Raw genomic sequence first — 22,213 nt, 5'->3', positions numbered from 1 at the left:
TTTCCACTCCACCCCACTAGCATTTCATACGCAGGATTGCCCGACATCCCTCATCGGACGGCTGAGGGGTGCGCGACCGGGGCGCGTAGATAGGGCACGAACCTACGGAGTATCCCATGCGTAGCATCTTCCTTCCTACCGCCCTTGCCCTTCTCGGCGTCGCCAGCGCAGCGCAGGCTCATCCGAAACTCGTGACAGCCTCGCCGGCCGCGAATGCGACCGTCGCCAAGCCTGCCCGTATCGAGCTGCGTTTCAGCGAAAAGCTGATGCCGAAGTTCTCCGGCGCCGATCTCATGATGACCGGACATGGCGGGGCGACGCACGCGCCGATGAAGATCACGGCAACGGCAGCCGTCGCCGGTAACGGCAGCACGCTTGTCCTTACGCCCAAGGCGCCGCTCGCTCCGGGCCGCTACACCGTTACATGGCATGTCGTGTCGAGCGACACCCATCGCGTCGCCGGCAACTACACCTTCGCGGTCAAGTGAGGTGGAAACCGACTGGCCGCTGATCGCTGTACGCTTCGCGCTCTTTCTGGCGCTGGGCGGACTGTTCGGCCTATCGGCATTCGGCCTGTACGGCCTCAAGGTAGGCGAGCGCACCAGCGCGCTCGCGTTGCGCCTCTGGCTCGTCGGCCTCGGTTTGCTGGGCCTTCTGCTCTCCGCCATCGCACTTGCGCTACTCGCTGCGGCGATGGCGGGCACACCGCCCTGGCCGATCGATCGCGAGACGATCGGAATGCTGCTTTCCGGGTCGACCATAGGCACGGCATGGGAAGCACGCATGATCGCGCTGATCGTGGCGTCGGTCGCCGCCTTGGTGGCAGCCGGACGGGCGCCTCTCCTCGGCGTCGTGGTGATCGCCAGCGCTGTGGCGCTGGCGACACTCGCCTGGACCGGGCACGGGGCGATGGACGAGGGTGCAAAAGGCTGGGCTCACCTCCTTGCCGATATTCTCCACCTGCTCTCAGCCGGGGCTTGGGTCGGGGCGCTGCTTGGCCTTGTCCTGCTTGTGGCTCGTCCTGCCCGCCAGGCCGATACGACCCATCTGACGCTTACGCATCGCGCACTGCACGGGTTCGGCCTGGTCGGTACGATCGTGGTCGGCACCATTATCGTTACCGGCCTCGCCAATACATGGCTGCTAGTCGGCGTAGGCAACCTTCCAAAGCTCGCCACGTCCCTTTACGGCCAGCTCCTGCTCGCCAAGCTCGTCCTGTTTGGCGCGATGCTGGTGCTGGCATCGCTCAATCGCTTCCGTCTGACGCCCGCATTGGAGCAAGCGATGCCGGGTGGCGATCAACGCGGCGCACTCAGCGCCTTACGTCTCAGCCTCGGGATCGAGGTGGTCTGTGCCATTGTGATCCTCGCGCTCGTCGCATGGCTGGGAACGCTCGAACCACCCATGTCAGCGATGTGAAGAGTGAGGCGGCCGATCATTGTCGTCCGACGGCACTTACGCGGCCATCTTCTCGCATTCTTCCGCGCAACCTTTCAGCCGAGGGACTAGCGAGTGCATGCCGTCCTTCCCGATTGGGAACCTGCAGGGGGACAGTCGCGGCGGCAATCTCAGCGGGTGCCGTCTAAGGAACCCCGTTTCCCAAAACCTGTTCCCGATTGCTCTTTCCCAAAACGGTCTGTTTGAGACGTAGAAACGGGACAGACCATGCTCAACGAATGGCAGGTCTTGGGAGCCCGAATTCTCATCCGGTACGTCCGAATCTGGGCGGAAGCGGACCGGCGGCTTCTGACCTGCGATTGGACGCGGCTAATCGCCTGAAGTACCCCTCCACCCCGTACGAGCAAGGGTGCCCACAAGGGTAGATCGAGCGATGCCGAAATTCCGGCACACCGCCGCTTTGCTGGTGCCGGATGCCAGTGCTTGGATCACCGCTTCCATCTTCTCCGCATCGATCGCCGGCGGCCTCCCGCCCTTACGCCCTCTCCGCTTTGCAGCGGCAAGGCCAGCCATCACTCGCTCACGAGTCAAAGCTCGCTCGTACTGTGCCAAAGCACCGAACAGGGAAAACAGCAGCTCGCCGTGGGGGGTGGTCGTGTCCATCTGCTCGGTAAGTGAGCGGAATGCGATACCGCGCTCTTTCAGGTCCGCAATGATCGAGAGGAGGTGGGGCAAAGAGCGCCCAAGGCGGTCAAGCTTCCAGACCACCAGTGTGTCGCCTTCAGCCAGATAGGCGAGGCAGGCTTTAAGGCCTGGGCGATCGTCCCGCGCGCCGGAAGCCTTGTCGGTATGAATGTGCCGCGGATCGACACCTGCTGCGATCAGCGCGTCGCGCTGCAGATCCACCGATTGACGATCATCGGCGGACGAAACCCGCATGTATCCAATGAGCATGTACGACAAACCCTCGAAACCAGCTTTTCGTACACTGCACCAAAGCGACAGGGTTTGTCGATCGCTTTGAGAGACAAGGCGATCGCGGAAAGAGGGTTGTCGCTCAGGATGTCGGAAATCATGTGTTTTCGGACACCTCTTTTGCCATCCAAGTTCAAGCGGTCTGCGATATCTGGTTCTCGAAGGCTCAGTCTGTTTTGAGCGGTTGTGGGACGCTTAAAGGACCGGCTCGCGCCCAGTCCTCGAGAGGCATATCCAGAAAGCACCTCAGGGGAGCTGTGATCCTGTGATCTCCAGGCTCCGCCCGGGAGGTGGATCGGCCGAGACGGTGGAGCAGGATGTCGCGAGATACTGGCCAAGCGGCACCGTCGGTCTCGAGCTCATGTTAGAGGCTATCGAAACGGGCTTCCGCTTTCCCCTAGAAGCCGCCATTCGGGCGGGGCAGCCCTATGGCTGCAGGATGGAGGTGATTTCCATAGACACACAATCTGCAATCGCGGTGGCGATGCTCTGCATCGCCTTCGCGGGTCTCGTGATCAAGATCATAGAGGCCGCCCGTAAGTAACGGGTGAGGGGGCAGGCTCTGGCAGGCCTGCCCCCAATACGCAGAAAGGGCGCACCGCTGGCACGGTACGCCCTTGGAGATGATTCCATAGAAACAATCTGCACCGGCTATATAGGCCGTCGGACCTTGACGGTCAACGTAGGCAAGCGGGTAGGGGAGGGTCCCCTAAGAAGCCGCCGATGGGCCGCGCCGAAGCGGACCTTCAGAAAGGCGCCCAAAGTCGGACATTCAGGGGGCCGATCGGCCGCCTGAAAGCGGACGCAAACGGCCCTCTTTCAACACTCGCGGTTGGCGGCTGGAGGTGGGTGGTTAACTGCCGCTCCACGGGTCGGGGTTACCACCAGGCTAGGGCACGGCTGCCAAAGTCGGTGCGCTCCGCCTGATCGAAATGGGAGGTCAGGTTGGCGTCGCATTCGACAGCTGCCGCTCTTCAGTCCGTTCTCAGGCGCTGCGGGGACTAGTTGCGCATCGAAAGCACCATGACGCCGTGAGCCACAGCACAGCGAAGAAAGTCAAAACACCCCACTCGACCGCGTGTCTTGGCATCACAAAGAGAGCGGCAACGCCAGCTGCGTATTGTCCAATCGCCAGCGCCACCGTGATCCACCTCATCGAACTTGAGCGAAACCGAAGGAACGCCCCTGCGACCAATGCGACGGCAATCATCATGAAAAACAAGATGTTTATGGAGTCCTCATCTCCGACGATCCCAACGGCGGCGTTTGACCAGATAGTGAGGAAGGCAATGAAGCCTGCAAGGATATAACCCGTGCGCGCCGCTCCGGGTCTGGAAAAATGCACCGCCAGTTCGACAGTGGCGCCGAGAAGCCCCAGCGCCACCGCAGCAAAGACAAAGTCGCCGGTGGTCCAGTCGACCTCGCTGGTTATCTGCATTGCCAATGCGGGCAGCATGAATAATGCCAAGAGGCAGCCCCAGCCGGTAATCCGCCAGCCATTTAGAAGCGGGAACCGGGGTGAAGAGGTATCGTGCATGGTCGTAACTCCGGATGCTCAGCGCCGCGGATCATGGTCCGGTGGAGCGCAAAAAAGCATGAGGGATTCCTGAGCATTTTCTGAGGAAGCAGCTCAGCGCTTGTCACCCCGCCTCGATGGCAGCAGAGCGAGAGGCGATGCGAAGGCCACCTCACATACTGCACTTCAACGGGTTCGAACTCGATTGCGACAACCGCCAGCTGCGGAAGCATGGCCTGCCCATCGAACTCGGCAACCGCTACTTCGACGCCTTGGCGCTGCTCGTTGAGCGACGCGGAGAGCTCGTCTCTAAGGACGCGTTCATGGAAACCGTGTGGCAAGGTATCCCGGTGACCGACGAAGCGCTGACCCAATGCGTCCGCACGCTTCGACGTGCGCTGGGGGACGATGCGACTGCTCCAAGGTTCATCGAAACGGTTCCCAAGCACGGCTATCGCTTCATCGCAGACTTGATCCCGCAAGCTAGACCGATAGCGAACCCGCTCGTTTCAAGTGTTGCCGGAGCCTGTACCATCGCAGGCCTGACTTCCGGTGCACTCGCAGGCCTCCTCTACGGCATTGTCGCAGGGATTGGCGGCGGCAGTCAGGTACTCACCCTGGCAGCGATGATCGCCGCGCTGGGCTTGCTTGGTGGCGGGGGCATTGGGGCCGGCCTGACCGCTACCATCACCTGGCGAGGCAGTGCCGATTGGTGGGTGATCGCTGGCGCTACATTGGGAGGGCTCCTTGTAGGCGCGCTAGGCAACACACTCTCAACAGAGGGTGTGGGGCTGCTTTCAGGAGCAACCATATCGAAGGCAACCGGACCGTTCGAGGGCGCGATCCTTGGTGCCGCAACGGGCCTTATTGCGTGGACCGCATTGGCGGGACATCCGCGGAGAAACGTCATCGCCGCTGCTGTGCTTGCCGGCGGCGCCGCAGCGATCCTGATCGTCTGCTCCGGTGGAACATTGCTGGCCGGATCGCTGCACGCTCTTGAGAAGGGCCTGCCCGGCACACAACTAAGCATGGCCCGGATAAGCATGTTGCTTGGCCAAACCGGCTTCACGCAGACAACGCGTGGGCTGACGGTCGCGATGGAATGTCAGATTTTCGCCCTGGCAGTCGGGATTGGCCTTTTGGCGGTTCGCAGCGGTCCGAGCCCGGCTCGCTGACCAATAGCGTAGACTGATTCCAGATTCCCATAACGAAGCACATGACTTCTGTGCTCAACATTGACAAACAATAGCGCGCCGATAACGTTCGCGCCGCAGTCGATAAACCCTTCTGCGCTGTAAGCAGAAGCCCAAGCTCCGGCGCGCCTTCGGCGCGGCCGGAGCTTGTTGCCTCAGAACACTGAGCGGATAAGGCTCTCCTGCTGCTCTACCCGCGCTCGCAATTGCCGGTTCTCGTCTTCACAGTGTACCGTTGCTTGATACAATTACGTGCATATCGCTCTCCTCCCTGTTACTGTGCCACCTGATTGACCCCATTCAGGGCGATCAATCGATTTCGCGAGTGACCTCATCTGGGGCGGGAGCGTCGAAACGGCGGGGCCAGGGGAGCCAGGCAGCTGCGCGCCCACTTCCGGATGTTGGTGGGGCCGATTGAGCTCTCCAAAAGCCGCCTTCAGCGTTCCACCTTCAGTAAAGGTGGCGTCAACCGATTGTGGAGAACGGCTAGGCGCAACAATTCTCGGAGCACCGCCGGCTAGCGCGAGCGGGCCTATTCAGCCAGGCCGGTTTCGCCGAGCACCAAGGCCCCCAGGCCGAGCCACTCTGCCATTCGTTCGAGTTCAGTGTTGAGGAGTTCGCGGGTATCGAGCGGCGCATCTCGCTCGAGCGTAATCTTCTGCGCTCGCAGCACGCCAGCTTGGCGGTCGGCTTTGAGGTCCACACGGGCTACCAGCGCTTCATCGAGCAGGAATGGCAGCACGTAATAGCCATGGGTGCGAAGTGGCTGTGGCACGTAGATCTCGATACGATAGCGAAAGCCGAACAGCCGCTCTGTTCGGCCGCGTTCCCAAATTAGCGGGTCAAAAGGCGCCAGCAGCGCTGCCCCGCGTATTCGGCGCGGTTTCGCTGCCTCACGATGCATCCAAGCCTTTTGGCTCCACCCCACAACTTTGACCGGTTCAAGGACACCCTCCTCGGCCAAACTCGCTATCGCTGGATCGCCTTCGGCTGGTTTCAGCCGGAAGTAGTCGCGGAGGTCCGCAGCCGTGGCCACACCGAGTGCCCGAGCGCTGCGGTCGATGAGCATGCGCTGCGCGGTAGCCGAACTTGGTGTAGGAAGTGCGAGGACATCGGCCGGGATTACCCGCTCTGTCAGATCGTACAGGCGCGCGAAACTGCCACGCCGCGTAGCGGTGGTTATGCGCCCCGCCCAAAAAAGGTACTCCAGCGCATGCTTAGTGTGGCTCCACTCCCACCAGCCGCTCCGGCTCGAGCCGTTCTCGAAGTCGGCCGCAGCGAGTGGGCCATCTGCAGCAATTCGCGCGAGGACCGCATCGGCTTCGACCCGACGCTCGTTCGCAAAGCGCCTGAGCGCTGCGTACCCGGTCTCGCCGCGTTCGGCTTTCGCCATCCGCCACCGTAACAGCGGATGCAGGCCAATCGGGAGGAGCGAAGCTTCATGAGCCCAATACTCGAAGAGGCGGCGAGCGGATTTCGGGCCCCACGCATCACGCTCGAGTAATGCACGATCGTAAATGCCCAGCCGTGAGAAGGCTGGTAGATAGTGTGCACGCGTCAGCACGTTAACGCTGTCGATCTGGAAAAGGCCAAGGCGGTCTACGGTTCGGCGTAACTGAGCTGCGCCGACCTGTGATGGGTATCGGGATCCAAACCCCTGCGCGGCTAGAGCAATCCGGCGTGCATCAGCGAGGGAAAGGCTGGTCGTCATTCCTTCGCTGTTGATCCGAGAAAGGGGAAGGTCAAGCGAAGTGGCACCGGCAACCCACCAAGTGAATGCAGACGGCTGCGCGCCCACTTCCAGACATTCAGCCGGCTCACGGGACCTCCCAAAAGCGGACGCACCTTGAATGGTGCGAAGAGGTGGCCGCTGGCTAGCGGGGTGGCAGAAGTCGACCAAAGCCGGTCGTTTGAATGAGGTGGCGCGGACGTCTGTTCCTGACAGAAGCTGCCGTTGAACGCTGCAATGCAGATGGTCCGAATGGCGACTCTAATCGGTCATTCGAAGCGCTCGCGCTTTTGCTGCCCCCTCAGATCTTTAGCATCGGTAGGGCGCCGGTTTGAACCATTACACCTAGAAGGAACCCCATCCACAGGATGATGGCACAGCAAGTGGCGACGAAGGCGCGTTGGGTCCGTGCAAATTTTAGCATGAGGATCTCAGAATTTCGCCAGATCTGGCAAAGCGCATCCTCGACCAGATCTTCCGTCGAGGCGCCTTTCGCCTGCGAGATGTAGACGTCCGATTCAATGCGAGCAATGTCGCCAAAAAATAGAAGCGACGGCCGGACCTTGTTCGCGAGATGCGAGTATGAAACCATAATCAGACTTACAAAGGCGACCCCTATCGCAGCAAGCGCTAGCAGTGCCACGCCGGCCCACAATGTTGCCAAGATCGGCCTTGTGAGGTTGGCGGCGGTGATGCTCGCCATCGCCAGATTGAGCGCCAGAAGTGCGGCGCCGCGGTTCTCCACCCGCCCCTGGAGGGCCTGAATCCGATCCAGGTGTCCCAGTGCGAAGTTTAGACGCTCGGTATCAGTCATCGGCGCTTCCATCACTTTTTCAACTCACAGCTAAGCATGCGGCCGCAGCAGAGAGTGCCCTGGGACCTCACCCATTTCCAGTATTCGGCCAGCGCGCTCCTGCGCTTGCGCTCCAGCACGACCAGTTCAAGGAACAGCGCTCGGTGCTCGCAAGCGCGTCTGAGAATGGGTCTGCTACTCCGCCCTTTAGTCATGCAGCGCCTGCGGCAGCCGCGAGGGCATGGCGCCCGTCCGTTGATCGGGCCATCGGACTTGTCGAGCAGCCGCAGCTTCGGGTCGGTGATCCACGACGGCTCATCGAGACGCGCGGCCGCATATTCTTCCTCAATCCCAAGTTCGCGTGAAATGGCAAGCGCGCGCTCGTGAAACGTTCCAGCAGCACCATGGTCGAGCGCATGGGCCGGCGGCCAGACCTTCGCCGCTTCCGCGACTGACTGGCATTTCAGAAACTGCTCAAGCTGTACCCACCATTGGTCGGCGCTGTCCGGCCCAGTAATCGTTAGATAGCGCAATCCCAGACAAAAGGTCTGATCATGCTGAATGTGCCGTTCAGGACAACGGGCCGGAAAGATGGTTCCCGGCACCTGCTCCGCCGCCGTCGGCTGTGGAAAGTTGATTATGCGCAAGGCGACGCCCGTCGCCTTCCAGCGCGTCCCCGGCGGATACGCTATCCCCTCCACCGAACCGGCGGTGGTGCCGGTTACGGTGAACCAGGCCGGGCATCGCGCCAAGAGCGCCTGTACGCTCGGTTCGGTCACTTCGACGCGTGTGCCCTCATCGGCTCGCTCGCTGGCTGATGCGCGCGCATCGGCTGGGGTTCGACTTTAGCGACATAGGGCGAGGCCATGGTACCAACGAGCACTTCGGCCACCTCGAAGGTGAGATTGGCCAGTTTACGATCGCTGACGAAGGCTTCGCGGATCAAAGCCGGCGCCTGCGCATAGGCATCAGGGCCGATCGCGGTTTCCGATCCGGCGCAACGCTGCTGCTCTGCCTCGGAAACACAAGTGGCCCGGCTGGTTGCGGAACGCACGCTGGCGGCACCGCGTAGGCCGAGACGGCAGATCGGCGTCTGACCGAAGTCTATTCCGATCGCGATCCCCAGTGCGTCGATGCCCGGCAGCATTGAAACGCAGAGCTCGAACGAGGAACGAATGCCGGCCGCGGCCATGACCGAGGCGCGGATCGTATCCATCACATGCGTCTCGCGTGCGTTACCTACCGCGATTAGACCATGCACGCAGTCCCCGATGAAACGCACCTTGCGCCCATCAAAATCCTCGCGAAGGACGGCGGCCATTTCCGCGCGAAGGACATGAAGGTTGGCGACGGCCTGTGCGATGCCACCCCCTGTAATCGCGTTGTCGATATAGGCGGTAAAGCCGTCCAGATCGGCAAAAATTGATCCGAGCGGCATGCGGATGGCACGGCTGGGCGGATGATCCGCGAACACGATATCCCGCAGCGGCGGTTCTTTGTGGTGGAAGGTAAAGGACACACGCGAAAGGGAGTTGGCACGACGCGCGTCCTCCAGGATATGCCGCGCGCTCGCATAAGCGCTATCGAGGCGCGAACCTGAATCGAGCACGACACCCGCCGCAGCGAACTCCTCATGGAGGGAGGCAGTCTCGAACGGTTTTTTGAGCAGACCGACGGCATCGAATGCATCGATTGGCTGCCGGCTCGCCGCCTTGGCGCGTGGGCTGAGGAAAATACCATCTCCGTCCCCGCTCGCCAGCTTAGCAGCATGATTTGGCGGGCTACCGATGAACAGCGGCTCAGGTTCATCTCGCTTGCCGCCGTCAATCGCGACCGCCGGCCCGCTGTCGATCCCGATACGCACCCGCGTGCGGAATTCGGGATATTCCGCGCCGAGACGATCGACCATCTCGCGAAAGGCGGCAGAGAAAGAGATCGCCTTGCGGACGCGCTCGGCCTCGCCCGTGCCGCCTTCAGGGGTCAATACGACCGCGTGAAGACGAGGCCCATGAAAGTCCACCCGCTGAAGTTCAAACTCAGCGATCAGCGTGTCGCATGCGCTGTAATGTGCGTGGAGAAACTCGAATGCCCGCCGATGACTTGCCTCGGTCTCGCGCCCGGCATCCACCAGAACGTCATTGAAATCGACGAGGTTGGCGTAAACATGCACGCCGTGGGTGGTGATCGCTCGGTTGCGCGGAATATTTAGCAACGACTCCCCAGTGACCTGATCCCGGACGCCGGCGCTTGCCTTTACCGCGCGGTTTTCCATTAGATAGCGCGCGAAATCCTCAACTACAATGTCGCCTTGCGGCACGCTCGCGATGAACTTCTCAATACGGGCCCGCGCCCTCGCCTCTTCCCACGCCATGATTGTTTCCTTCCGTCACGATCAACGGCAGGCAGATCGTTACTGCTCCGCAACCGTTCAAGGCTTTGAATGGAACATATTGCCTCCAAAGGCGGAACTATGAAAGAACAAAATGTCAGGAAACTGTGGATAACGGGGGCTGGCCCGACCGCGGCTATGCTTTGCACCCAATCATGATTTAAGATACCGAGCCCGCCAAACGTCGGTGAACCTAACCTCTTCATTCAAAAAATCCATGAAAATAAGCCAGTTAGGCCGTCGCCTAATCAGGCGACAGATCGACTATTTGTCCGCGGCTAGCCACCTATGCGATTTCAGATGTCGATCTTTTAACTCGCTTGAAGCTCGGTTCGGGGGCAACCATACTCATGCAAAGAATGATCGCGCGTTCGTATTTCGTGGGGGCGTGAATAAGGCATAGGCCGGCGAGTTTCGGGGTAGGGCATAGTGAGCGTCTCTGACGACATTCGAAAGAACGCCAACGATGCCTTCGGCGTGAGTTGGGCGGTCCGCGATGGACAAGTCGTGCCTGCTGCAACCGACCTGAAACTCAGCAACGATGCCGTGCGCTTCGCGGACGCTACGATCCTTTATGCAGATCTCGACGGTTCGACCGATCTCGTCGAGACCATGAAATGGCAGTTCGCTGGCGAGGTCTACAAAGCCTTCCTCTACGCTGCCTCGCGCCTCATCCGACGTCATGGAGGCACCATCGTGTCCTATGATGGCGATCGCGTAATGGGGATCTTCATCTCCCAGAGCCAGTGCAACGATGCCGTCTCCTGCGCGCTGGAGATCAATTACGCGGTCAAGAATATCGTTCAGGCCGAGCTCGAGAAGGGCTGGACGACGGACTTCAAGATCCGACACGTTATTGGCATCGACATTTCGGAGATTCGGGCCGCGAGAACGGGGGTCCGAGGCGACAACGACATCGTGTGGATCGGCAATGCTGCCAACCTCGCCGCAAAGCTCACCGCTCTGAGCGCCGATCAACCGACGTGGATCACGAAGCGCGTCCACGACCGTCTTAAGGATAATCAGAAAGTCGGCTCGAATGGCGAGGACATCTGGCAGAGCTGGAAATGGAGCCAGCACAACCAGGACCCGATCTTCTCAACGACCTATTGGAGGGTGATTGCCTAATGACTGCGATGATCGACAGGTTTCTCGGTGACGCTGGGCGGCCCAACCTAATCGACGCACTGCTAATGCAGCCCATGATGGGCAGCAACCGCGACCTTGCTTTCGAGATGGCCGATAAGCTTGAGTTACTTTCGCTAAACGAGGGTGAAACCATCATCGCGCAGGATGCAGCGGACAATGATTTGTACCTCATAATTGCAGGCTCTCTCCGCATTGAGGTAAACGGCCGTCAAGTCGCCATTCGGGGCCAAGGGAACCACGTCGGCGAGATGGCCGCCATTGAGCCGACTCAGCGACGGTCAGCTAGTGTGATTGCAGCAGAGCAATCAATCGTCGGCAAGTTGACCAACGCCAGTCTCTCCGATTTGGGAAGCCGATATTCCGAGATATACAGGGCATTTGCGCGCACCCTTGCCCGGAGGCTGTTTGAGCGTAACAAGTTGGTCGGGAAGCATCGCGAAGAGGTTAAAGTCTTCATCATATCGTCTGCCGAAGCACTCCCGGTCGCGCAGATAATACAAAGCGCCCTGGCGCATGATGCGCTTGTTACGCTCTGGACTGACGGCGTGTTTAGGGCCACGAGCTATGCGGTAGAGGCCTTGGAGAACGCAGTCGACGACGCGGACTTCGCCATTGCCGTGGCCCATAGCGACGACCTCACACTCTTCCGTGGCAGCGAGTGGCCGACACCCAGAGATAATGTCGTCTTTGAGTTGGGACTTTTCATGGGGAGGCTCGGACGGAAGCGAGCCATCTTGATGGAACCGCGCGAGGATAAGCTCAAGCTGCCAAGCGATCTTAGCGGGATCACTACAATCCCGTACAGCTACGAAGCTGGCAAGGACGCAAAGGCGCGCATGGCGCCAGCCTGCAACGATCTGCGCGATCACATCAAGGAATGGGGAACGTTCAACGGATAGGCCGGCGGTTTGATCGCGTCGGCCAATTTCCGTCCTAACAATGCGGCCCGAACAACCATTGAATGTCGACTTCTAGCAAAAGCTGACACTGGACCTGTGGCTCGGGAACGACGGGTTTGTCCCAGACCCCGTCACTGCCTCGTGTAATCTTATCGGCCGCAATCGCTTCAGTTGCTGCGGGCGTAAGTCATGCTCAGCTCGGCGGGTGGGCGCTACCGTCAGCTATTATCCGAAATACCTCGCCAGAGCCGGCGTCTCGGTAAAGATCGATTCGGCGACCGTCCCAGTGATAATCAAGATGGCGGCCTTGCCGCGGATTCCGTGCGAGGTCTGGGTGAAAGAGGCCGACGCATTCTCCGCCTTCGTCGCGCAAGCTTGGATAAACGACTCCATCGCTGCCCATCGATCGGAGTGCGGCTCCAAGAGCCTGACCGGCAGTGTGGGATTTCGGATGCAGGACGTCGGAAACGCTCTCGGGGTCCGTTCGCAAGTCGTGCAGCTCCGCCCGAACGTCGAGGATGATCTCGCGGAACTGGGAAGTCCAGCCCGGCGCTTCTCTGGTTCGCTCCATAAACCTGGCGTGATGGTGAATCGTCTCGAGCAGGGCCGTCTGAAATCGGCTGCCGGCATACAGAACACCGAACCGCCCGTCGCTGAAACGACTAGGCCGATCTGTGCTTACATGTGTGAACGGCGCCATTAGATAGCTCGCCCCCGGACCAGCTACACGGCGCTCAGGGGGTACCAGATCGATTGCCCCGATGGTCTCCATTAGCCGCGGATTCGTCTTTTGCTCGGCAGCGATCAGGAGCGGCCAATCAGCTGGGTCGGCGATGTCTTCGAATAGATCGATCGATGGGTAAAGGCTCCGTATAATCCGGACCGCCCCATTCCACTCAATCCTCGCGCGCGTTAGGTGCGTTGGCTCAATCACCAACCGCCGCGCTCAGCGTCTAGGTAGCGCCGCACTCGCATCAGGTCGGTCAGTTCGCCACCGAGCATGACTTCGAGCGCCGTCCGCCCACTGAAGGCATCGTTTGCGGCTTTGATCCAGGCATAACCACGCTGCGGCTCACGCAGGATTAGCCGTAGCGCTTTATGGATACCCATCAGGTTCGAGAGGCGTGCTTTCTTGTCACGATCTAGTTTGCCTTGCGCGCCAGTCTTCCAGCGACGGTAAGTACGCAACGGCATGTCGAGGAGCGTTGAAGCTTGCTCATCCGTTAGGTCCCAAAGCCTGAACAAGTTGGCAACGGCACGAAACATGGCCGCGCCCTCGTCATCCGAGATTGGCTCAGGCACGAAAGGCGGCGGTGAGGTCTCGATACGTTGTAGGGCCGTCATTGCAGTCTCCTTCTGGCACCACATAGAAGTTCTGGTGCCAAATGGCAACCAGCTGAAACGTGCTGACCTCTAAGTGTGTTGGCAAGGTTGGCCGAAGCGGACGGTTCGCCAGACCCGAAAGCACGAGCCGATCGAGGTGAGGGGCATGTCAGCTTCCGCGTTTGTGGGCCTAAAAGCTGCCTGATCGCTTCGGCCCAGAGGCGGGCAGGAGACGCGATACCTGAAAGCACGAGTCAGCAGCCGCAATCCGATGTCCGCTTTCGCATCTCCAGACCCAAAAGCTGCCTGGCGGCTTACGGCCCAAGAGCACCCGTAACCTCTCGCGCATCAGGGCAACACGCGAGCCACGAAGGCTGCGGCCGCCGCAAGCCCCTCCTGATTCACTGAGTGTCCGAGGCCACTCGAGACGTGCGTGGTGACGGGGACGTGTGCAGCGCTCAGCGCCTGCGACGCCAGTTCCAGAGATCGAAACGGCACTACATCATCTGCCGTCCCATGGATCAGCAGCACCGGCGGCCGATTGGCAATCTCCGCCTCCAGGCTCGCAGGATTAACGAGCATCCCCGAAATACCGATGATCCCCGCAATCGGATTCTGGCGGCGCAGCCCTACATGCAGCGCCATCATCGCGCCTTGGCTGAAGCCGACGATCAGTAGACGGTCATCTGCGAGACCATGGGATTTCAGTTCGTCTGAGAGGAATTTGTCCAGATCAGGCGCCGCATTTGCAACACCCGTCGCACGCTCCGTCGCCGAGAATGTCTCGATCGCCCACCACTGGTGAGCGTTCGCCATCCGCGGCATCAGCGATGGCGCATTGGGAGCGACGAAGGCTACCCCGGGCAGAGAGGGCTGGATCATCCTGGCAAGGGAGATCAAGTCGTCGCCATTGGACCCGTATCCGTGAAGGAGCACGACTAAACCGGTTGGTTTACCGCCGGCGAGAGGAGCGAGCCTTGGGCCATCAAGCAACGATTTTGGGTGAGCTGTCATTGCCGGGATTTAGGTCGTAAAAACCTAACTTGCCACCCGGCGCTTGCCGCCCGACCCGGGCGCGGGGCCTCAGGCAGTGATCGAACGGCTGAATCACTGATGTGTCGCTGATTCAAACTCTCTGTTGGCCTCGCCTCGAATAGCAAAGCAGGATTCAGCCATGCTGGACCTGCCGACCAAGCTGATCGATTGGCGCTGCGAGCTCCAAGCTCGCTGTGATGCAAAGAACATGGCGCGATCCTACGAGATCACCGTCAGCAAAGATCTCTTCGGGTGCGTGCTCGTAGAGCTCGCGTGGGGACGCATCGGGGCTGCTGGCTCGCGCCTGCGCGTGTCATTTCAATCCGAAGCCGCTGCTCGGCAATTTGTTGAGCGAACGCTTTCCAGACGCGCCAGCGCACCTCGACGGATCGGTGTTGAGTATCAACTGGTGCGGCGGCCAAAGGGATCGAAATTCGGCCATCAGATCAGCGATGTTGCAGCCAGGCGAGCGGAATAAGATGCCCGTCAAACAAGATAGCTGAATATCTTCAGAAGCCGAACATTGATTTGGCAATCTCCGAGCTTTCAGCGATAGTTCGAGTCCTTACCAGGGGGAGTCGGCAATGCTTTCTCCAAGAATTCTACGAACGATCACCACGAAGCGGTTTGATCCAAAGAGGGTCAGGATCGATCAGGCCCGCATTGCCGAGCTGATGCGCACGCGAGGCGCTCGCGCTGCCAAGCTTCTAGGCAAGACTACTCCCTATGATCTGAAAACGCCGTGGCTTACGCTGAGGCCGGATCGTCCGAGCGTCCCGGACAAGGGGTGGATCGAGTACACGAGCCCGAGCTCAGTAGGCATGGGGCAATTCGATGATGGCGACTACATGTTTGCCGCGTTCGATCTGATCTTCGAGAAGCAAGAGAGCAGTGGATATTCGATCGAGCGGCCTCAGCTGGCTATTTACCTCAAGAACCCACCCTCGTCTCTGATGCTGGCGGAGCTTGACGTCTTTACCTACGACTGGCCTTCGGGAGATCCCAAGTTTGAGCTCTACGCGAAAGAGCATCAGACGATCACGATTTCAGAGGGGCACCGCGAGACGGTGATGTTTCTGATGCAGGATTTTGCGTCCCTGCAATCGGCTTGGGCCGATGGTCCGGACTTCAAAGACAAGGATGGCAACTGGGCCTTCTTCGAGGCTCGCATCACCCCGATCGGCTGAGGAACGCCCTCGTATCGCAGCGCGCCCGCTCGCCGTGGTACGTTGATGTCGATCCCCGCCGCGCGAGCCGTACCTGGCCGGCGGGGGAAGGCGCCCACGTCTATGCCGAAGGTGTTTGCTGCCGCGTCGGGAAAAGCGGACCAGCAACGGTCATGCGGCTCGCATCATAGGGCCGCTGCAGATCGACGATGTCCTCGTACGATCCACTAAGCCATCGGTCCACGTCGGAAGGCGCAAGGATTGTGATCATCGCCTTGGGATGGATCGGCTCAACCAAGGCGTTGGCGTCGCACGTCACCATCGTGAAACTGGGGCCGATGGCCGTGCGCTGCCAAAAGCCGGCGACCGCGAAGGTCGGCTGATCCACAACGCTGAACCACCTTTCGCCCTTCAGCGGCGGCTTGCCGTCCCCCAGATCGTGCTTTTCCGGGGTGAACTCGCAAAACTCGGTCAGCGGGATCAGGCACCGGTTTTCTGGCTTCTCAGCGAGCCGGCGCCACTGGGGAAGTTTGAGGTTCCTCACGTTCGTCATCGGGTAAGCGGCTTGCCCGCCGAGGACGTCCCAAGTCATCACGTCCCAGGCCCGCTTTCCGCCCTGCTCGCGGATGACATAGTTGCGCGACTTCGGCCGCAGCTCCACCGGGTTGAACCGGTTGTCTCGGGGCCGCTCTTCAAACAGCTCGGCCACGGATCCAAACAGCGTTTCGGGTTCACCGCTATAGCGCGCTCTATTGCACATGGGGGCAAGCTAGCATCCGGATCCTCATCTGCAACGAACCTAAGGCCGCGGGCTGTTCCAGGTCCGTTCCGTCAATCCACAGCTCCGTGGTTGCCCCGCCTTGACCGATCCAGCCTCTTAATGGAACATAAAGGGAACGAGTAGAGTCTTAGAACACGATGACCACCGCCCTCGAGTCCCTCGCGCCCAGCATAGCGCACCTCCGCACGATCGCGACGCCCGCGACCGATTATCGGGTGCTGCCTTTCGGCGTCGACGCGATCGACAGCCGTCTCGGGGCAGGGGGGCTGCGTGCCGGCGCGCTCCACAAGGCATCAGCGCGCAGCGTCGCAATGGTCGATGATGCGGCGACGACGCTCTTCCTCGCCGGCATCGCTGCACGCGAGGCCGCGGAGGCGAATGGACCGGTGCTGTGGGCGAGCTGCCGCAGCGACCTCTACGCGCCAGGTCTGGCCCAAGCGGGCCTGCCATCCTCCAGCGTCATCTACGCGCAGCCACGGGACGATGTCGCACTCCTGGCCGTCATCGAGGATGCGGTGCGCGACGGCACGCCGTCTGTGATCGTCGCCGAAGCAACCCGGGTGTCGATGGTCGCGACGCGCCGCCTGCAGCTGGTGGCCGCGGAGGCGGACATGCCGGTGCTGCTGCTGCGCCGTCGACGCGCACGCGACCAGGATCCGCTGGACGAGCCGTCGGCCGCATGGACGCGGTGGCGCATCGGCGCTGCGCCATCCGAGCGGCTGAGCGTCGCCGGCGTTGGGCGGCCGAGGTGGTCGGTTGAGCTGGCGCGGCAGCGTGGTGGGGCCCCCTTCTCCCTGATTGTGGAGGGTAGCGATGAGACGGGTCGTCTCGCTGTTCCTGCCGAACTTGGCCATCGAGCGGCTGAGACGGTTGGAACGGCGCGCATCGCGGCCGCCTGAGCGGCCAGCACTTCAGCTCCCCGTCGACGATGATCCCGGCACTTGCTCTGTGCCGAGGGGCGGAGGCTGGCGACCTGGTGCCCGCTGGGCGCGGCAAGGCGCTGATCCCCGCGCTGACGTCGAAGCGCAGATCGCCGCGCTGCCTTCGCACGCGAAGCCACCGATGCGCGAGCTCGGCCGACGCTCGGAGCCTGCCAGCAACCCGTACAAGGCAATTCACGGCGTAAGCACTGCGGAAGCACCGCGTTTTCATATTGAAACCACATCAGAGGCGCCGCTGGCGCTGGTGGGGAAGGTGGGCCGCCGCGAGGAAGTCGTGGCCGCGTGCCTCGGTGCGCAAGCGCTCGGCATCCGCCCCGGCATGGCCGCCACGCACGCCCGCGCCTTGGTGTCAGACCTGGACTTCCGTCCCGCAGAGCCCGAGGCGGATGCTGCGCTTCTCGATCGCCTTGCGCTGCTGGCGGTGCGCCGTTGGTCCCCCACGGCGGCGGTGACGCCGACTGACGGCCTATGGATCGATCTCACCGGCTGCGAGCATCTTCACGGCGGTGAGGAGCGGTTCTGCCGGCGGCTGCAGGCGTTCTGCCGCCGTGCGGGCTTCACCGCGCGCGTCGCCATCGCCGACACTCCTGGCGCTGCACATGCCCTCGCCCGCTACGGCAGCGAGGATCTGACCCGGGTAGAGCCTGGCAAGGCGGCCGAGGCGCTCGCACCGCTGCCGATCGCCGCCCTACGCTTATCCGCGACTGCACAAGCTGCAGCGCGGAAGTTCGGGTTCGAACGGATTGCGGATCTCCTGCCTGTCGCGCGCGGCCCGCTCGCGCGACGTCTTGGTCTGCCGGCGATCGAGCGCCTCGATCAGGCGTTGGGCGCGGTAGCCGAGCCGATCACCCCTCGCGAAGACGCCGAGGTGCCGTTCGTCGAGCGCCGACTGCTGGAGCCGATTGGCACCGCCGAGGCGATCGAGGAGGTGATGGGCGATCTGCTGGGCGACCTGGCCCAGGTGCTGCAGGAGAGGGGGCTCGGCGCCCGCTCGCTCCGACTGACGGGTCTGCGCGTCGATGGGGGCGAGCAGGTGGTCGCGATCGGCACATCGCGGCCTACGCGGGAGGTGTCGCACCTGCTGCGCCTGCTGAAGCTCCGCATCGATCGCATCGATCCCGGAATGGGCCTCGAGCAGTTCTGGCTTGTCGCTCCGCACACCGAGCCGCTCGATGCCGTCGATCTGGGCGCGGTTCTCGCCGGCGACACGATGGTTCGCGATCCGTCGCGTCTTGTCGACGTTATAGCCGGTAGGATCGGCCCCAGCGCCGTCTTCCGCGTCGCTCCTGTCGAGAGTCACGTGCCGGAGCGCGCGGTCGCGCAGGTCGATGCAAACGAGCAGCCGGGAGAGTGGCCAGCATGGCAGCGCCCGATCCGGCTGTTCGCGCGGCCCGAGCCGCTCTTCAACGTGCTGGCGCTGCTGCCCGATCAGCCTCCACGCCGCTTCGAGTGGCGGGGCAAGCGCTACACCATCGTCGGCGGCGATGGTCCGGAGCGCGTCCACGGCGAGTGGTGGCGCCGCGATGCCGAGACCTGGGCGGTCCGCGACTACTACCGCGTCGAGGACGAGGAGGGCGGTCGCTACTGGGTGTTCCGCCGCGGCGACGGCTTCCAAGACAAGACCGGCGACCTGTCCTGGTGGATCCATGGTGTGTTCGGATGAGCCGCTATGTCGAGCTGCAGGTGCTCACCCACTTCTCGCTGCTGCGCGGTGCCTCGAGCCCTGACGAGCTGTTCGCCGCCGCCGCACTGCTCGGCTACCCGGCGATCGGCATCAGCGATATCGGCACCGTCGCCGGCGTCGTCCGAGCATGGGAGGCACAGAAGGCGACAGGGGTCCGCTCAATCGCGGGCACGCGCGTCGATTTATCGTGCGGCCGCCGGCTGCTGCTCTACCCGACCGACCGCCCTGCCTGGTCCCGCATCACGCGGCTGCTGACCGTCGGCAAGAAGCGCGCAGGGAAGGGGGGATGCCTGCTCCACTGGCATGATCTGGAGCCCTGGTCGGAGGGCGTCATCGCCATCCTGCTGCCGCACGAGGCCGACGAGGAGAACCTGGCGGCCCTCCGCGACCTGAAGAAGGTCTACGGTCGCCGCGGCTACATGGCGCTGTTCCAGCGTCGCCGCCCCGGGGACGCGGTGCGGATCGACGCGCTGGCAAGCCAGGCAGGCGGTGCCGGGGTGCGCGCCGTCGTGACCGGCGACGTGCTCTATCACGCACCCGACGCGCGGCTGCTGCAGGACGTGGTGACGGCGGTGCGCGAGAAATGCACGGTGGACGAGCTCGGCTACCGGCGCGAGGTGAATGCCGATCGCGCGCTCAAGTCGCCCGACGAGATGATCCGGCGCTTTCGCGCTTATCCCGATGCGCTGCAGGCAAGTGTGGACATTGCGCGGGTCTGTACGTTCGACCTGGGCGAGCTGGCCTACCAGTACCCACACGAGCGGCTGATCGATGGGCTGACGGCACAGGAGGCGCTGCAACATCTGGCGACCGAAGCCGTGAACCAGATGTTCGACGGCGACGTGCCGGCTGCCTATACCAATCAGATCGCGCACGAGCTGAAGCTGATCGAGGAGCTGGGCTATGCCCCTTACTTCCTCACCGTCTACGCAATCGTGCGCGAGGCGCGCCGGCGCGGGATCCTCTGCCAAGGTCGGGGCTCGGCCGCCAACTCCTGCGTCTGCTTCGTGCTCGGCGTCACCTCGATCGATCCGATCAAGCACGAGCTGCTGTTCGAGCGGTTCGTCTCGGGCGAGCGGCGCGAGCCGCCCGATATTGACGTCGACTTCGAGCATGAGCGTCGTGAGGAGATCATCCAGTGGATCTACGAGACCTATGGCCGTGATCGCTCGGCGCTGACCGCGGTGGTCACCCGCTATCGCGCCCGCGGCGCCGTGCGCGACGTCGGCAAGGCGCTCGGCTTGCCCGAAGATCTGACTTCCTCTCTCGCTGGTCTGGTCTGGGGCTGGTCGGCCGAAGGGGTGGGAGAGAAGCAGGTCGAGGAGCTCAACCTTGATATCGGCGATCGCCGGCTACGGCTGACGCTCGAGCTTGCCCGCAAGCTGATCGGGGTTCCGCGGCACATGAGCCAGCACCCGGGAGGCTTCGTCCTGACGCACGATCGCCTCGACGATCTGGTGCCCATCGAACCGGCGGCAATGGACGATCGCCAGATCATTGAGTGGGACAAAGACGACATCGACGCGCTCAAATTCATGAAGGTCGACATTTTGGGATTGGGCATGCTCGGCTGCATGAACCGGGCCTTCAACCTGCTCGAGGCCGAGAAGGGGCTGCATGTCGAGATGAAGGATCTGCAGGACGATGATCCTGCAGTGTTCGGCATGATCCAGAAGGCGGACACCCTCGGCACCTTCCAGATCGAATCCCGCGCGCAGATGTCGATGCTGCCGCGGATGAAGCCGCAGCGCTTCTACGATCTGGTGATCCAGGTCGCCATCGTGCGGCCAGGGCCGATCCAGGGCGACATGGTGCATCCCTATCTGCGCCGGCGGGAGGGGCTGGAGAAGCCCGAGTACCCACGACCCGAGCTGCGCGCGGTGCTCGAGAAGACGCTGGGCGTGCCGCTGTTCCAGGAACAGGCAATGCGGGTGGCAATCGTCGGCGCCGGCTTCACAGCCGCCGAGGCCGATCAGCTGCGCCGCGCGATGGCCACCTTCAAGTTCTCCGGCGGCGTCTCGCATTTCAGCGAGAAGCTGATCGAGGGGATGGTGGAGCGTGGCTACCCGCGAGAGTTCGCCGAACGCACCTTCCGCCAGCTTGAGGGCTTTGGCTCCTACGGCTTCCCGGAGAGCCATGCCGCCTCCTTCGCGAAGATCTCCTACGCCTCGTGCTGGATGAAGCACCACCACCCGGATGTGTTCTGCGCAGCCCTCATGAACGCGCAGCCGATGGGGTTCTACGCGCCGGCGCAGATCGTCCGCGACGCCCGCGAGCATGGCGTTGAGGTTCGGCCGCCCTGCATCAATGCGAGCCGCTGGGACTGCACGCTCGAGAAGGGCGGCGGCCGCTACCTGGCCGTCCGCCTCGGGCTGCGGCAGATCCGCGGGCTGTCCAACGCCGATGGCGCCAAGATCGTAGCCGCGCGCGGCACCGCTCCCTTCGCCAGCGTTGAGGAGGTGTGGCGGCGCTCTGGCGTTCCCCGCACGTCGATCGAGAAGCTTGCTGACGGCGACGCCTTCCACAGCTTCGGCGCCGATCGCCGGCAAGGGCTTTGGAAGGTGAGGGGGCTCGGCGAGGCACCGCTACCGCTCTTCGCTGCCGCCGATCGCGCGGCAGAGCGCTTCAGCGCGGAAGGGGTGGAGCCAGAGGTCGCGCTGCGGCCGCTGACCGATGGGCGCGAGGTGATCGAGGATTACCGCTCGCTGCAGCTGTCTCTCCGCGCGCACCCGCTGTCCTTCGTGCGGGACGATTTGCGGCGGCGGGGCGTTACCAAATGCGCCGATCTGGCGAACATCCGCGACGGCCGACACGTCGAAGTCGCCGGCATCGTCCTGGTCCGCCAGAAGCCGGGTTCGGCGAAGGGGGTCTTGTTCATTACGATCGAGGACGAGACCGGAATCGCCAATGGGATCCTCTGGCCCGACCGTTTCGAGGCGCAGCGCCGGACCATCATGTCAGCGTCGATGGTGGGCCTGAAGGGGCGGGTGCAGAAGGAAGGCGAGGTCATCCACGTCATCTGCGACCGCATCATCGACCACGGCGATCTGCTGCACAGGGTGGGGGAAATGTCGTTCCCGCACAAGACTGGCCGCGGTGACGGGGCGCGGCACGCAGGCTCCCCGGACCGCGGCGGCGAGGCCTGGAAGCCCGAGGCGCGCAACCAATATTGGCCGCCGCACGCCGACGGCATGGACCCGGAAGACGTCGTGCGGTTCAAGTCGCATGACTTCCATTGATCG

Annotated in this window: 21 protein-coding genes; 11 read left to right on the top strand and 10 right to left on the bottom strand. The window is 62.4% G+C overall.

The genetic code is table 11. The annotated features are described in order from the left end of the window. Positions 1–116: 116 nt before the first annotated feature. On the top strand, positions 117–488 hold the full coding sequence (gene copC, locus OIM94_RS19920) for a copper homeostasis periplasmic binding protein CopC (RefSeq protein WP_264610192.1): 372 nt from the start codon (positions 117–119) through the stop codon (positions 486–488). A 1-nt stretch (position 489) separates the two neighbouring features. Beyond that, positions 490–1,419 (top strand): copper homeostasis membrane protein CopD, encoded by a 930-nt coding sequence (copD, locus tag OIM94_RS19915; RefSeq protein ID WP_264610191.1) that lies wholly within the window; start codon positions 490–492, stop codon positions 1,417–1,419. Between the two features lie 348 nt (positions 1,420–1,767). Here copD and OIM94_RS19910 read toward each other — a convergent pair whose 3' ends face one another. Continuing rightward, complete coding sequence (locus OIM94_RS19910; protein ID WP_264610190.1) at positions 1,768–2,352, bottom strand: recombinase family protein; 585 nt, start codon at positions 2,350–2,352, stop codon at positions 1,768–1,770. 286 nt (positions 2,353–2,638) lie between these two features. On the opposite strand from OIM94_RS19910, the gene OIM94_RS19905 reads away from it, so the two are divergent. Further along, positions 2,639–2,917: a hypothetical protein gene (locus OIM94_RS19905; RefSeq protein WP_264610189.1), complete on the top strand. Its 279-nt coding sequence runs from the start codon at positions 2,639–2,641 to the stop codon at positions 2,915–2,917. 441 nt (positions 2,918–3,358) lie between these two features. Here OIM94_RS19905 and OIM94_RS19900 read toward each other — a convergent pair whose 3' ends face one another. After that, the gene (locus OIM94_RS19900) at positions 3,359–3,910 is read right to left on the bottom strand and encodes a hypothetical protein (RefSeq protein WP_264610188.1); all 552 of its coding nucleotides are present in this window, start codon (positions 3,908–3,910) and stop codon (positions 3,359–3,361) included. A gap of 116 nt (positions 3,911–4,026) precedes the next feature. On the opposite strand from OIM94_RS19900, the gene OIM94_RS19895 reads away from it, so the two are divergent. After that, complete coding sequence (locus OIM94_RS19895) at positions 4,027–5,064, top strand: winged helix-turn-helix domain-containing protein (RefSeq protein WP_264610187.1); 1,038 nt, start codon at positions 4,027–4,029, stop codon at positions 5,062–5,064. A 550-nt stretch (positions 5,065–5,614) separates the two neighbouring features. Here OIM94_RS19895 and OIM94_RS19890 read toward each other — a convergent pair. The 4 genes from OIM94_RS19890 to OIM94_RS19875 form a co-directional block, all read right to left on the bottom strand. Then, entirely contained in the window at positions 5,615–6,793 is a 1,179-nt protein-coding gene (locus tag OIM94_RS19890; RefSeq protein ID WP_264610186.1) for a winged helix-turn-helix domain-containing protein, read from the bottom strand. A gap of 319 nt (positions 6,794–7,112) precedes the next feature. Then, a complete protein-coding gene (locus OIM94_RS19885) occupies positions 7,113–7,625 on the bottom strand; it encodes a Pycsar system effector family protein (protein ID WP_264610185.1) in 513 nt (170 codons plus the stop codon). Positions 7,626–7,636: 11 nt separating this feature from the next. Beyond that, positions 7,637–8,383 (bottom strand): E2 domain-containing protein, encoded by a 747-nt coding sequence (locus OIM94_RS19880; protein WP_264610184.1) that lies wholly within the window; start codon positions 8,381–8,383, stop codon positions 7,637–7,639. Beyond that, positions 8,380–9,975, bottom strand: a complete 1,596-nt coding sequence (locus OIM94_RS19875; RefSeq protein ID WP_264610183.1) for an adenylate/guanylate cyclase domain-containing protein — start codon at positions 9,973–9,975, stop codon at positions 8,380–8,382. The genes OIM94_RS19880 and OIM94_RS19875 overlap by 4 nt, the downstream gene beginning before the upstream one ends. Positions 9,976–10,422: 447 nt before the next feature. Here OIM94_RS19875 and OIM94_RS19870 point away from each other — a divergent pair, with 447 nt between their 5' ends. Both OIM94_RS19870 and OIM94_RS19865 read left to right on the top strand, forming a co-directional pair. Continuing rightward, the gene (locus tag OIM94_RS19870) at positions 10,423–11,121 is read left to right on the top strand and encodes an adenylate/guanylate cyclase domain-containing protein (RefSeq protein WP_264610182.1); all 699 of its coding nucleotides are present in this window, start codon (positions 10,423–10,425) and stop codon (positions 11,119–11,121) included. Beyond that, complete coding sequence (locus OIM94_RS19865) at positions 11,121–12,041, top strand: TIR domain-containing protein (RefSeq protein WP_264610181.1); 921 nt, start codon at positions 11,121–11,123, stop codon at positions 12,039–12,041. Before OIM94_RS19870 ends, OIM94_RS19865 begins: the two co-directional genes overlap by 1 nt. A gap of 193 nt (positions 12,042–12,234) precedes the next feature. On the opposite strand, the gene OIM94_RS19860 is transcribed toward OIM94_RS19865, so the two are convergent. From OIM94_RS19860 to OIM94_RS19850, 3 genes are all read right to left on the bottom strand, one after another. Further along, positions 12,235–12,975, bottom strand: a complete 741-nt coding sequence (locus OIM94_RS19860; RefSeq protein ID WP_264610180.1) for an RES family NAD+ phosphorylase — start codon at positions 12,973–12,975, stop codon at positions 12,235–12,237. Further along, entirely contained in the window at positions 12,972–13,385 is a 414-nt protein-coding gene (locus OIM94_RS19855; protein ID WP_141987221.1) for an MbcA/ParS/Xre antitoxin family protein, read from the bottom strand. Before OIM94_RS19855 ends, OIM94_RS19860 begins: the two co-directional genes overlap by 4 nt. A gap of 327 nt (positions 13,386–13,712) precedes the next feature. Next, positions 13,713–14,378, bottom strand: coding sequence for an alpha/beta hydrolase (locus OIM94_RS19850; protein ID WP_264610179.1), 666 nt, complete (start codon positions 14,376–14,378; stop codon positions 13,713–13,715). 160 nt (positions 14,379–14,538) lie between these two features. On the opposite strand from OIM94_RS19850, the gene OIM94_RS19845 reads away from it, so the two are divergent. Together OIM94_RS19845 and OIM94_RS19840 are read left to right on the top strand one after the other, a co-directional pair. After that, positions 14,539–14,877: a WGR domain-containing protein gene (locus tag OIM94_RS19845; protein ID WP_264610178.1), complete on the top strand. Its 339-nt coding sequence runs from the start codon at positions 14,539–14,541 to the stop codon at positions 14,875–14,877. Between the two features lie 343 nt (positions 14,878–15,220). Continuing rightward, positions 15,221–15,586: a hypothetical protein gene (locus OIM94_RS19840; RefSeq protein ID WP_264610177.1), complete on the top strand. Its 366-nt coding sequence runs from the start codon at positions 15,221–15,223 to the stop codon at positions 15,584–15,586. 100 nt (positions 15,587–15,686) lie between these two features. Here the strand turns inward: OIM94_RS19840 and OIM94_RS19835 are convergent, their stop codons facing one another. After that, positions 15,687–16,325, bottom strand: a complete 639-nt coding sequence (locus OIM94_RS19835) for an SOS response-associated peptidase family protein (RefSeq protein WP_264610176.1) — start codon at positions 16,323–16,325, stop codon at positions 15,687–15,689. Between the two features lie 158 nt (positions 16,326–16,483). Between OIM94_RS19835 and OIM94_RS19830 the strand changes: the two genes are divergently transcribed. The 3 genes from OIM94_RS19830 (at position 16,484) to OIM94_RS19820 (ending at position 22,210) form a co-directional block, all read left to right on the top strand. Beyond that, positions 16,484–17,245 carry an ImuA family protein gene (locus tag OIM94_RS19830; protein ID WP_264610175.1) on the top strand — a complete coding sequence of 254 codons (762 nt, stop codon included), beginning with the start codon at positions 16,484–16,486 and terminating at the stop codon, positions 17,243–17,245. A 163-nt stretch (positions 17,246–17,408) separates the two neighbouring features. After that, positions 17,409–18,950, top strand: a complete 1,542-nt coding sequence (locus OIM94_RS19825) for a DNA polymerase Y family protein (protein ID WP_264610174.1) — start codon at positions 17,409–17,411, stop codon at positions 18,948–18,950. Next, on the top strand, positions 18,947–22,210 hold the full coding sequence (locus tag OIM94_RS19820) for an error-prone DNA polymerase (RefSeq protein ID WP_264610273.1): 3,264 nt from the start codon (positions 18,947–18,949) through the stop codon (positions 22,208–22,210). The genes OIM94_RS19825 and OIM94_RS19820 overlap by 4 nt, the downstream gene beginning before the upstream one ends. Positions 22,211–22,213: the final 3 nt, after the last annotated feature.

Source organism: Sphingomonas sp. R1, from assembly GCF_025960285.1.
Taxonomy (GTDB): Bacteria; Pseudomonadota; Alphaproteobacteria; order Sphingomonadales; family Sphingomonadaceae; genus Sphingomonas.
This window is presented reverse-complemented; position numbering and strand designations above follow the sequence as displayed.